Annotated in this window: 4 protein-coding genes; 3 read left to right on the forward strand and 1 reads right to left on the reverse strand. The window is 36.7% G+C overall.

Translation table 11 applies throughout. The annotated features are described in order from the left end of the window. Nucleotides 1-321: 321 nt before the first annotated feature. The gene (locus ABN099_RS12805) at nucleotides 322-783 is read left to right on the forward strand and encodes a regulatory protein RecX (protein WP_349464212.1); all 462 of its coding nucleotides are present in this window, start codon (nucleotides 322-324) and stop codon (nucleotides 781-783) included. A gap of 45 nt (nucleotides 784-828) precedes the next feature. On the opposite strand, the gene ABN099_RS12810 is transcribed toward ABN099_RS12805, so the two are convergent. Then, entirely contained in the window at nucleotides 829-1,710 is an 882-nt protein-coding gene (locus ABN099_RS12810; protein ID WP_349464213.1) for a LysR family transcriptional regulator, read from the reverse strand. 456 nt (nucleotides 1,711-2,166) lie between these two features. Between ABN099_RS12810 and ABN099_RS12815 the strand changes: the two genes are divergently transcribed. Next, nucleotides 2,167-9,045, forward strand: a complete 6,879-nt coding sequence (locus ABN099_RS12815; protein ID WP_349464214.1) for a neuraminidase-like domain-containing protein — start codon at nucleotides 2,167-2,169, stop codon at nucleotides 9,043-9,045. A gap of 55 nt (nucleotides 9,046-9,100) precedes the next feature. Beyond that, nucleotides 9,101-13,432, forward strand: coding sequence for a SpvB/TcaC N-terminal domain-containing protein (locus tag ABN099_RS12820; RefSeq protein WP_349464215.1), 4,332 nt, complete (start codon nucleotides 9,101-9,103; stop codon nucleotides 13,430-13,432). The last annotated feature ends 61 nt before the right edge of the window (nucleotides 13,433-13,493 follow it).

The following is a 13,493-nucleotide window of genomic DNA, read 5'->3' on the forward strand; positions in this document are numbered from 1 at the left end:
CCGAAAATTTTAATCTCTTTTAAGTTAATGGTCACCAGCTATATGTGCGAAGTAGAGATAAATACACTTGTATTTGTTGTTATAACGGGATAGTTAGGTAATTTTTTAATAAAAAACCCTATATTTCCTAATCTATTCTTAATAAAACTAGCGGATCTTCGCGTTGTGAAAAAAAATTCCGGTTAGGGATAGAGCCAGACGCTTTTTATTTGAAAATTAAATGGATTAAATTGGTATCTAAAGAACAGAGCTGCTATAAACCCTAATGGTTATTGAGAACAATAATCACCTAGCATGGAGCTATTTTACTAAGGAACTTATATGACCTACGAAGAGTTATACCAATACGCTGTTTTTATGTTGTCACGTCGCGATTATGGCGCAGTTGAACTAAAACGTCGTTTAGCGCGAAGAATAAGAGAATCCGATAGAGCCAAAGAAACGGTAACTGACGAAGAGCACTTACCTCAAGTTATAGAACACTTATTAGAAAACCAATATCTTGATGATAACCGCACGGTATATACTTTTTTTCGTAGTTACTTAAATAAATCCTATGGCCCTTTACGTATTCGTCAAGAACTAAGAGCCAAAGGATTCCCTGGTGAGATAATCGACCGTGTCTTAGAAGAGACAGACACCGATTGGTATGAACTCTGTAAAGAGGTTAAAGAGAGAAAATTTAGCACAGATAAACCCAAAGATTTTAAAGAGAAAGCGAAACAAATTCGTTATCTGCAATATCGTGGGTTTACCTCTGAATATATTAATGCGCTGTGGTAAATATAGTGCGGTAATACTATTTAAATCATAGTGTTATTATAAGCATTAACGCAATGTCATCGCGATATCAGACAAATTCTTGGTGTTGTCTTTTTTATAGTAAACTTTTTGGTGTAAAAAAAGCTCAAAAGGAAAAGGGGAGCGAATAAAATCCACCTGTTCATCGGTAATTTTTGAAATAAAATGAATATTTTCTGGAATAAAACAGTAACCAGCCCCTTGATTAATAAAATGCAATACATCCGACATCTCAGTTAATCCCAAGCTATGACAGTGATAACCCTGTTCATTCAATCTATTTAAGGTTGAGGTAAATATCGGGTTCTGTAAGGTACTGCTACGCTGGATCAGGGTCTCATTTTCAAAAAATTGCTTCATATCTTTATATTTATCTAATAATGACTTATGGGCGAGTAAGCCCACTTTTTGCGTGCATAAGTTGATTGATTGAATATTTTTATTTGATTGGTCAAAATCGAGCGATGAAATAACCAAATCAAATTGTTCATCAAATAGTTCATCTTCAAGGTTATTGATATAACCATCGGTTAAAGACATATCATATTGGCGATTACTCTGTTTAATTGCTAATAATTTATCTTTTAAATCAGGGTAGTAGAGCCCATCTAACTTAATGGCTAGTGTGGTTTTACCGCCTTTACTCGCTTTGTTTTTAAGAATTTGATTCTCTATGCTTCTTATTTTTTCATAATAAGGATATAGACGCTCATACAGCGCTTTTCCTGCGGGAGTGAGATCCATTCCATTTTTAGAACGTTTTACTAAGGATTTACCGACTTGGTTTTCAAGTTCATTAATACCATGGCGCAATGCCGACGGTGTGACATTTATCTGTTCAGCTGCTTTTACTAGGCTTTGATAAGTCGCTACGGCAAAGAACTGGTTTATTTTTCTTGAGAAAAACATACAGGTGTTCTCCACATCTACTTATATATACATAACGAATGCATAATCCCCCTTTATTTATTTTTTTTATTGATATTTATCAATGATATTTTTAGCGCGACGAAAAGTGAAAATTTCCAGAACGGAAATTAAAACTTTATTAAAAATAAAAGACAAGCGACTAAAATTAACAATTATTAATTAAGTTATTTATAAATAATTAAATCAAACGATTTATTTATTTCTTAATTTACGCTTTATTTATTAATTATCTTTTTTTTTCATTGTTTTTATTAATAGAGAATGGCGTGATTTCTCGTAAGGGTAAAAAAACTCAATTCTAGTGATAAAAAATGTCAACTTGTCATTAATTTTTTTTTGGTATTTTTATTTTCGACGAAGAGAGATATTTTTAATTTCTCTTTTTAATTCGAAATGTAACTTTAACTTTTAAATATCAATATTAGGAAATTTTTAATGAAAACCATTAATACACTTTTAGCCAAAATGAATTCTAACACATCAGAATCTATTACACTTAATGATTTAGCACCATTATCGCTACATGAAATTTATGCATTAAGCGAAGAGAAATTAAGTTGGCATGAAGCAAAAACATTGTATAAAGAAGCGCAAGAAGCCACAAAAATTAATAAGCTTAATGAAGCACACTATTTAGCACGTAATAACCCTCAAGTACGTAATGCTGTCGCTTTAGGTATTCAAACTCAATCAGCACAAAGCCGTGCACTAGAAGATTGGATACCAACTCGAGATAAAAATTATGTTGATTCAAAATCGGTTGCTTCTATGTTTTCACCGGCTGGTTATTTAACCGAGCTTTATCGTGAAGCTAAAGCACTGCATGCTGAAAGTTCTAATTATCATCTGGATAAACGCCGTCCTGATTTAGCACAATTAGTGCTTTCTCAAGAAAATATGGATAAAGAAGTTTCAACCCTTTCTATATCAAATCAAATTCTAACCACCGCGTTGCAAAATAAATTAGGCAGTGGTAAAGATTTATTTCGTGAATTAGCAACCCACCGTTTAACCGGTGAAACCCCTTATCACCAACCTTATGAAACCATTCGCCAAGCGATTTTACTTCAAGATAAAGGTTTTAAAGGTTTAATGTCTGCCCCTGATGTGACTAAAACCTTAGATTCTGCACTGTTAGCCTCTATTCAAGCGGATATTTCCCCTGAACTTTATAATCTTTTAGTTGAGAATGTTGAGCAAGATACCGATACACTGTTTAAGAAAAATTTTGGTAGCCAAAAAAGTGAAAAATTTAACGATGCTCGCTATTTAGCTCTGTACTATAATATTGATATTAATGATGCGAGATTTGTTTTAAACGCTTTTAATAAAAAAGAAAAACTAGCGAATAAGGAAATATTAAACCTAAATAAAATTATTCGGTTATATAAAGCCACTGGTATGTCACTCTTGTCAGTGATTAGTGCCATTGAATCTAAAGATGCAACACTAAATATTAATAAAGAGGTGTTAAGTGGTATTTTTCATATTCAAATGGTAATGAAAAAATATCATATTACTGTTGAGCAAGCTGTGGTGCTTAATGGTGGATTAATTTCTAAAAAATCTTTAGATAATTCACCTTCCCAATTTGATCAATTATTTAACTCACCACCACTTAATGGGCATACTTTTGTTGATGATGGCTATCATTTAGATTTTGCGAATGCATCTTCTTCCAGTGATTCACTTATTTTAAATATTATAAAGCGTGCTTTTGATATTAATGAAGTTGAATTTGAAATGTTATGGAAATTAGCCTCTGCAGATGGTAATTTTTATTGTAAATTAAATCATTTGTCACTGTTATATCGTGCCAGTTTATTAGCAAAAATAAATGGATTATCGGTAAGTGAATTGGCACTACTTATAAAAATCTTACCAGTGCCATTTAACGATGTTATTGCTATACATGATACTTCCGATAAGATGGGGAATTTAATTAATATTATTAATAATTATGTTCAATTTGCTAAAAAAGAAAAATGGGCGATTAGTGAACTGTATTTGATGTGTACAACTGCTCATGATTCAGAATTTACCCCAGAAGTTGAATTATGGTTTAATAATCTACGTGATATATTAAAAAATGTCGTTAATGATGATGAACAACAGTTTTCAGCAACTGCCTCATTTATCGCCTCTGAAATGGGGATCGGTTCTATTGAAAAGGCACATTGGATATTATATTGGGTTAATATAAAATCTGGTAATATGTCATTTGAGAGTTTACAAAAATTAATTACTAATAATCAATTAAGTGTTCAAGATAAGGCTAATATCGCTACTTTTTATAATGCGCTTAACAAGGTTAATTTACTTTCTACTAAAGTCGGATTAAATGAATATGAATTGAAGTTTTTTACTAGTGAAGGAAAATTTATTGACCCCACGGCTACTAATGAATCTGTAAGATTAAGTTTAATTATTAATACAGTAAAAACAGTAACCGAATTCCATCACTTTATTTCCCAATGCGGTGATATGGCTAATGAGTTTTTATCGGGTCTTGAAAATCAATCATTAACCCCTGAAAAAATGGCATCCATTTTAAATATGGATGAAAAAACCATTAATCTGGCATTAGCATTAACACCGAATAAAGCATTAAACGATTTTAAAAATATTACTATTCTTATTCAGTATCTTGAATTAGCCAAAATATTGGGTATTTCCCCAGATAATTTTAAATTATTAGTCGATTTAAAATATACCGAAAATAATGATGTTGCAAAAAACTATGATGAGTGGAATAAACTGAGTCAAACTATGCAAGCTGGCTTAGATGCGGATAAAACAGCGCAACTTGTTCAAATCATGGATGAGAAAAATGCAGCGGTATTAACCCATTATTATGCCAACCAAAGTAGCAATCCATCACTAATCAGTCGTGATGATGTTTATCATCATTTATTAATTGATAATCAAGTTTCAGCTGAAATTATCACCACACCGATTGCACAGGCGATTGCCAATATTCAGTTTTATATTAATAACTGCTTATCGGGTGATGACAAAGAGGTTAATACAAATGTGAAGGGTCGCACTTTCTTTGAACAATGGGAAATGGTGAATAAACGTTATAGTACTTGGGCAGGTTTTTCACAATTAGTCTATTACCCTGAAAACTATGTTGACCCAACTATGCGTATTGGTCAAACCAAAATGATGGATACTTTATTACAATCCATTAGCCAAAATAGTATTAATCGCGATACGGTAGAAGATGCCTTTAAAAGCTATTTAACCTCATTTGAACAAATTGCAAATTTAGAAGTATTAAGTGGTTATCATGATAGTGTCACTCTAGATGATGGTATTACCTATTTTATTGGTCGAAATCCAGCAGACCAAATGAGCTATTATTGGCGCAGTGCAGACCATAGAAAAATTAAAGATGGTAAAATGGCAGCCAATGCTTGGACCGAGTGGACTAAAATTGAAAATGGTTTAAACCCATATAATGGCTTAATTCGTCCTGTGATATTTAATAGCCGTTTATATATTGCTTGGATTGAACGTATAGAGAGAGCAAAAGATCAAACGGAGGCGAAAATTGAAAAAGAGATTCAATATAGCTTAAAGCTTTCTCATATTCGTTATGATGGTAGCTGGAGCTCCCCTATTAATTTTAAATTACAGGATGATATCGGAGAAATTGATAACATTAATTTTTATCTCAGCTATAGTGATGAAAATGATAAATTAATGATTGTTATTTATCAGATGAAAAAAGAGTATTCAAAAGAAGATAAAAACTATAAGATTTATTATCTTGATAAAGAAATGTCTTTTACAAAAGGAACTGACTCAGAAATTGAAAATACATATATTAATGCGAAAAATGAATTTGACTTGTTAACTGAAGATAATGATGTATTTATTCGCACGGTTAATAACCATTTTATTAAAAGAGATGATACAACGTATACTATTAGTCGTGATCCTATTTCAAATAACACCATTGCTGATTCTAATCTGGCATCGTTAAGTGGTAGTGTTATTAATAATGCTAAAATTTCATCTAGCAATGATAATTATGCAACATGCTCTTTATCAGCATCAATTAAATGTGAAATTAAAAAAACAATTGATCTCGATAGTGATATGAATAATGTTGTTGATGGATTTTTAAACATTAGCAATGGAGAACGTAGTGATGTTTATTATGTCACTTACCCTTTAGGTAAGCTAAAGAGTTTTTCGGATGAGCACATATATTTCGAAGACATTGGTAGAATGCTATGTATTATGATGGATATTAAAAAACAGATCATATCGATATGTATTATTAATAAAAGTTTAGACAATCTTATAGATTTTGAATTTTCTGACAGAATAAAAAAATCAATGAGTCTTGAAATATTTAACGGAAATACTAACGTTCACAGTATAGAATTAGACATTTCGGATCCTTATAATGGCGGATTTTATTACAAACAATCATATAATGACTTTGATTTAGGGGGAGTAATAAATTCTAATGCAGTTTTTTTTAAATTTGGAGCCTTTGATAATGATAATGTCGAATTCTATAGTATTTATAGTTCCCGTGGTGGCGAGTCTATTAAATTATCTGGCTGGGAGCCTGTTTATGAGAATACCATTGAAAATATAGAGGCTATTAATATTGAAATTAAATCTGAAAAAGGGAGCAAAACATATTTAATTAATGATTGGAGTAATAATGCAAATATTCATGATGGTATTAATGATTTCAATAGTAAAAGTGATGTACTTAAATTAAGTATCCCTGTTAGTGAGTTCAACCAAGATGGAAAAACGCTCTTAACCGCCAATGTTAAAGTAATAAATAAACAATCAGTAGTTTTGGCAGAAAAAACATTTAGTTTTGATGTTAAACAGATTATTAAAACAACCAATAGTGATGTTATTCACATAAAAAATAATCTAGCTGGTGCGCAATATCTCTCAATGGCGCTAAAAAATAAACCAGTATTAGTGCGTTTGAATACGTTATTTGCACGTCAATTAGTTAAAAAAGCCAATATTGGTATTGATACTATTTTAACTTTGGATACTCAACGTTTACCTGAACCTGCGTTAGAGGGAAATACCGATGAAACCATGGATTTTAATGGTGCCAATGGACTCTATTTTTGGGAGTTGTTCTATTACACCCCAATGATGGTCGCCAATGTGATGCTTGAAGGGCATAACTACGATGAAGCTAGCCGTTGGTTACGTTATGTATTTAGCCCTAATGGTTATATTGAAAATGGTTCTTATACTGCTCGTACTTGGAATTCACAACCTCTCTTAACTGATAAGGCTTGGGATAAAGACCAATTAGATTCAACCGATCCAGATGCGGTGGCACAAACTGACCCGATGCACTATAAACTCGCTACCTTTATGAAGTGCCTCGATATTCTAATGGAGCGTGGTGACAGTGCTTACCGTGTATTAGAACGTGATACCTTAAATGAAGCCAAAATGTGGTATATGCAAGCAGTGAAATTATTGGGAGATGAAACTGAACTGTTTAATAGTAATGCATGGTCTGCACCTAAACTCGTTGATGCGGCAACAAAAACCAAGCAACCAACACGTGCAGCCAGTGAAGAGCGTGAAGCAACGGTTTCACCACGTACAGCAAATTCATTAACGTCGCTGTTTTTACCCCAGATTAATGAGAAGTTAGCGCAGTATTACGACACCTTAAATGTGCGACTGTTTAATTTACGTCACAATCTATCGATAGATGGACAACCGCTGTCACTGGCGATTTATGCAACACCAGCTGATCCTAAAGCATTACAAAATGCGGCAGTGAATCAAGCACAAGGAGGAAGTGCATTGCCAGAAGCGGTGATACCAACACAGCGCTTCCCAGTGATGTTAAATAGCGCAAAATCAGTCGTCAGTCAGCTAATGCAGTTTGGTAGTTCGCTTTCTAGCATTACTGAGCGTCAAGATGCTGAAGCACTCTCTGAATTGTTGGCGACTCAAGGCAGCGAAATGATTTTGCAAAATATTAAATATCAAGCGAAGAGTATTGAAGAATTTACCTATAACGAAAAAGCGCTAAAAGCAGTACGTGCTAACACGCAAAATCGTTTTGATCACTATAGCAACTTGTTTGATGAAAATATCAGTACGTCAGAACAACAAGCGATGGATCTCTATCTGGCATCTTCAGTGTTGAATACCGCCAGCCAAGGGCTAAACATTGCAGGGGCTGCCGCAGATTTAGTGCCGAATATCTACGGTTTAGCAGTCGGGGGCTCACGTCTAGGCGCTATTTTTAATGCCACATCCATTGGTCTGCAATTGTCTGGCTCTGCAACCCGTATTGCGGCAGACCGATTAAGTCAATCAGAGTTTTATCGTCGTCGTCGTGATGAGTGGGAGTTATTACGAGACAGTGCAAAAGCCGAATTGGAACAAATTGATGCGCAAATTGAAGACTTAAATATACGTAAAGAGGCGGCAAATCTGCAACTAGATAGCTTTAAGTTACAGCAAGAGCAAACACAAGCACGGTTAGCTTTCTTGAAAAATAAATTTACCAATAAAGCCCTATATAACTGGTTACGCGGTAAATTAATGGCGATTTATAAACCATTCTACGATTTAGCAGTATCTCGTTGTCGTATGGCAGAATTCGCTTATCAGTATGATTTAGATAAAAAAGAGGCAGTTTTTATTCGCCCAGGGGCATGGCAAGGCACTCACTCTGGTTTAATGGCGGGTGAAAGCTTAATGCTGAATCTGACCCAAATGGAGAATAGTTACCTTGAAGAAGATAAACGTACACTGGAAGTGAGCAGAATTGTTTCGCTGGAAGAGGTATACCAAGGTTTAGGCAGTAATAAATTTGGCTTTGACCAAGTGGCTGAAGTGATTAGCGGTAATAAATCAAAACTGGGCACAACAGAAAATGGTATTACCTTAAAAGATGGGCAGCTACAAGCTTCGATTAAGCTCTCTGATTTAGCAATAGGTAAAGATTATCCTGCTGGTTTAGGTAAATCACGTCGTGTTAAACAGATTAGTGTGACATTACCTATGTTGACAGGCACTTATCAAAATATTCGTGCAGTGCTCAATTATGGTGGTAGTGCGGTAAAACCTCGTGGCTGTAGTGCAATCGCGATTTCTCACGGCATGAATGACAGCGGTCAATTCCAGCTGAACTTCAGTGATGATCGTTATCTGCCATTTGAAGGTTTACCGGTGGATGATAGCAGTACGCTAACGTTAAGCTTCCCTGATGCAACAGATAAGCAAAAAGAGATGCTACTGACACTGAGCGATATCGTTCTACACATTAATTATACCATTCGTTAATTATCCAAATCTTAATTAATTACAGGCTCCTTACGGAGCCTGTCAGGAGTTCTACATGCAAAATTCAGAGAAACTCTCCTTTGATGCGCCAAATTTACCGAAAGGCGGTGGTGCAGTCACAGGATTAACCGGCAATATGGGCGCTGTTGGTCCGGATGGTGCCGCTACTTTTAGTTTGCCATTACCTATTAGCCAAGGTCGTGGTTATGCACCCGCGTTAGGATTGGCTTATCACAATCAATCAGGTAACGGTGCTTTTGGTTTTGGTTGGTCTGTGGGGGTGATGTCAATTCGTCGTCGTACAACAAAAGGTGTGCCAACATATACTCAACAAGATGAATTTGTTGGTCCTGAAGGCGAAGTAATTGTACCGGTTGTTAATAAAAAGGGCGAAATTAAAACTTTACAGCGTAGTGAATTATTAGGTGTGAATTTATCGCATCAATATCAAGTGACTGTTTATCGCTCTCGTATTGAAAAAAGCTTTAGTCGTTTTGAGTGTTGGTCACTTAATGACAAGAACGCACCCGCAAATACGCCAAAACAGTTTTGGGTGATGTTAAGTGCAAATGGCGATGTGCATTTATTTGGTTATCAAACCACCGCACAACTTTTTGATAGTGAAGAAAATAGTCATATTGCTCAATGGAACCTGAATGCTTCAGTCTCTTCTACCGGTGAGCAAATAGAGTATCAATATCGTGCTGAAGATGAGCAAGGTTGCGATAAGCAAGAGACTCAAGCACATCCACATGCCAATACACAGCGCTATTTAGAGAAAGTCTATTACGGTAATCCTATTGGTGAAAGAGCCTTTTCATGTATTAAAACCGATAACTCACTGCCAAATAACGCACTGTTTACCTTGGTATTTGATTACGGTGAACGCAGTAGCGCATTAGCAACGTATCCGCAATGGCAAAGTGGTTCAGCATGGGCAGTGCGTAAAGACTGTTTTTCTCAATTTAATTACGGTTTTGAAGTGCGTACTCGTCGCTTATGTCGCCAAGTGCTGATGTATCACCGTTTAGAAAGTTTAGATCAGCAAAGTGCCAAAGCGGAAACGCCAGAATTAGTCTCAAGATTAACACTGACTTACGATGAATCAGCATCAGGTAGCATGTTAGTTTCAGCGCAGCAATCGGCATTTAATAACAATAAAGATGCACAATCGCTGATGACATTACCCCCCGTAAAATTTGATTGGCAAAAAGTGGGTTCTGCTCAACAAGCACAGTGGCAATCATTAGATGAATTGGCGCAATTTTCACCACAACAGCCTTATCAATATGTTGACCTATTAGGTGAAGGACTTGCTGGTGTGCTGTATCAAGATAGCGGCGCTTGGTGGTATCGCGCACCGATCAGAAAAGAAGATCAGCAAAACCCAAATGCAATGACATGGGATAAAGCGCAGCCATTGCCGATTATTCCTTCATTACGCGGTTCGGCAATGCTGACGGATATTACCGGTGACGGCAAATTAGAGTGGTTAGTGACACAAGGCAATGTGAATGGCTATTACACGCAAGATGAAGAAAAAGCAGAAAGCTGGCTAAATTTTGTGCCTCTTAATGCCTTTCCGATGGAATATTTTCATCCTCGAGCGGAAATGACCTCATTAACAGGCAGTGGTTTTGCTGATTTAGCGTTGATTGGTCCTCGTAGTATTCGTCTTTATGCCGGTTCAGCGCAAGGCTGGAAAAAAAGTAAAGAGATTATGCAGGCTGATGGCGTCACTTTGCCGATTAAAAACGTTAACCGACGAACTTTAGTGGCATTTAGTGATGTATTAGGTTCCGGTCAACAACATCTGATTAAGGTGGATTATCAAGGTGTGACGTGTTGGGTGCATTTAGGGAATGGTAAGTTTAGTACTCCTATTACTCTTACGGGTTTTTCTGCTGATCGCGTGAAGTTTAATCCTAATCAGCTCTATTTAGCGGATTTAGATGGCAGCGGTACAACGGATATTATTTATGCTCAATCCACTCACTTAGAGGTCTATTTTAACCAAAGCGGTAATCAATTTGTACGTGGTGACGATATCGCGCTACCTAAAGGGATGCGTTTCGATAACCTTTGCCAATTACAAATTGCCGATGTGCAAGGTTTAGGTGTTGCCAGTATTTTACTGACCAAATTGACACCTAAAGCACAACATTGGGTGCTCTCTTTACAGAATGAAAAACCGTGGTTGTTAAGCTCGATTAATAACAATATGGGGAGGGTTCAACATCTGCATTATCGTAGTTCAGCACAATATTGGTTGGATGAAAAATTAGCAAGAACACAGCAAGGTAAAGAAAAAGCCGTCAGCCATCTGCCTTTTGCGCTGCATACTCTGTGGCAAATTGAAACCGTTGATGAAATAACACAAAGTCGTTTAACGCAAACTCATAACTATCGCCATGGTGTATGGGATGGTAAAGAGAAAGAGTTTCGTGGTTTTGGGTGTGTTGAAGTCACTAATGCGGAGTCATTTAAAAGCGAAGAAAACAGCGCGGATAAAACCCCAAATGCATTAACGCGTCAGTGGTTTTTTACCGGGAAACCGTCTGTTGATGCCAAATTTGCTGATGAATTTTGGCAGGGCGATAACGCGGCATTTCCACAATTTACTCCTCGTTTTACGCAAGGTGAAGGGAGTGCAGAAAAAGAGTGCGATAGCGATTTACGTCAACAACAAAATTATTGGCTTGAGCGTGGACTGCAAGGCACGTTAATAAGAAGTGAAGTCTATGGATTGGATAATTCAACGGTATCAACCGTACCTTATGCCGTAACAGAACAGCGCCCACAAGTGCGTTTGATTGAAGCACAAGGAAGTTCCCCTGTGGTGATGCCATCTGTGGTTGAGAGCCGTGCTTATCATTATGAGCGTATTGCGTCTGATCCTACTTGTCATCAACAAATTACCTTAGAGCAAGATAGCTATGGTGTTGTCTCTAAAGCGGTTTCTGTTGATTACCCAAGACGCGCTAAAGGCGCAAAAAATCCGTATCAGCATTATGAGAGTTTGCCAGATACCTTATGGGCATCAAGTTATGACAAACAGCAACAAAGCTTACGTTTAGGCTTATCACGTCAGACTTGTCATCATCTTGATATTTCAGAAAAGCAGATTTATCAGCTCGGTGTTGCCAAGGCAAGTCGTCATGATGTTTTGACATTTGGCGCTGAAATACAGCCTAAAGAAGGCTTAAGTGTCGAAGCATTATTAGCAACTAATAATTTGCTCACACAAAAATCAGCATTCGTATTTGCCGGTCAGCAGCAGTTTGCCTATATGGATGCTGATAATAAGGCAACTTTGGAAACACCTGATTTCCCAATTCGTTTGGCTTATACAGAAATCGCAGAATTGGATGAAGAGACAGCAAAAGTATTATCGCAGCCTTATCCTCAATTACAGCTTGATAAAGTACTGAAAGATGCGGGTTATTCACAAGCAAATTATCAGTTTGCTGATGAAAAAGAGAAAGATAAACAGCTGTGGATAAAACAGTTATTAGGTGTCAAAACCTACGGTACTTTAGCTCAGTTTTACAAACCGCTGGTGTATAAACAGTCTGCGCTTTCTTGTGATTACAACCTGTTATGGGATAAACAATTTTGCGCATTAATGGGTAAAGGATCCCCTCTGAATATGCAGGATTTTCATCTCACTTACGATTGGCGTTTTTTATCGCCTAATTCGATTACTGATGCCAACCATAATATTCATCAAGTGACGTTTGATGGTTTAGGTCGTGTGACGACGACGCGTTTTTCAGGAACGGAGGACGGCAAACAAAGCGGTTATAGCGATAAAGCGTTTACTATGCCGACAACCATCGATGGGGCTTTAGCATTAACCTCGCCACTGCCGATTGCGACTGGGTTTGTGTATGTGACAGACAGTTGGATGTCAACATCAGCAAAATTACCCCCTCATGCATTGCAAATCATGACAGACCGTTATGACAGTGACTCACTGCAGCAAATTCGCCAACAAATTGCTTTTAGTGATGGTTTTGGTCGCTTACTGCAAACCTCTATCAGAGTAGAAGCCGGTGAAGCCTTTTTACGTAGCGATAATGCCACACTGAGGGTTGATAAAAATCAGCGAGCACAACAAAAGAGCACTGCGACGCGTTGGGCTATTTCAGGTGAAACAGAGTATGACAACAAAGGGAATGTAAAGCGGGTTTATCAACCTTACTTTCTTAATGACTGGCGTTATCTCGCTGATAGTTCTGCTCAGCAAAATCGTTTTGCTGATACTCACTACTATGACGCATTGGGTCGTTTATATCGGGTTATTACCGCCAAAGGTTATCAGCGTAATACCCTTGTGACACCTTGGTTTATTGTGCAGGAAGATGAAAATGACACTTTAACATAAGGTGATGAAATGCGGGTTATTGCCTCTTCTTACTCTAACCCGCTTAACGTAGGAATTTTAT

The sequence above is a fragment of the Proteus hauseri genome, from assembly GCF_040139125.1.
GTDB lineage: Bacteria > Pseudomonadota > Gammaproteobacteria > Enterobacterales > Enterobacteriaceae > Proteus > Proteus hauseri_B.

Coding starts and splice junctions, on each gene's coding strand:
- ABN099_RS12805 (WP_349464212.1), top strand. CDS start 322: ATGACCTACGAAGAGTTATACCAATACGCTGTTTTTATGTTGTCACGT.
- ABN099_RS12810 (WP_349464213.1), bottom strand. CDS start 1,710: ATGTTTTTCTCAAGAAAAATAAACCAGTTCTTTGCCGTAGCGACTTAT.
- ABN099_RS12815 (WP_349464214.1), top strand. CDS start 2,167: ATGAAAACCATTAATACACTTTTAGCCAAAATGAATTCTAACACATCA.
- ABN099_RS12820 (WP_349464215.1), top strand. CDS start 9,101: ATGCAAAATTCAGAGAAACTCTCCTTTGATGCGCCAAATTTACCGAAA.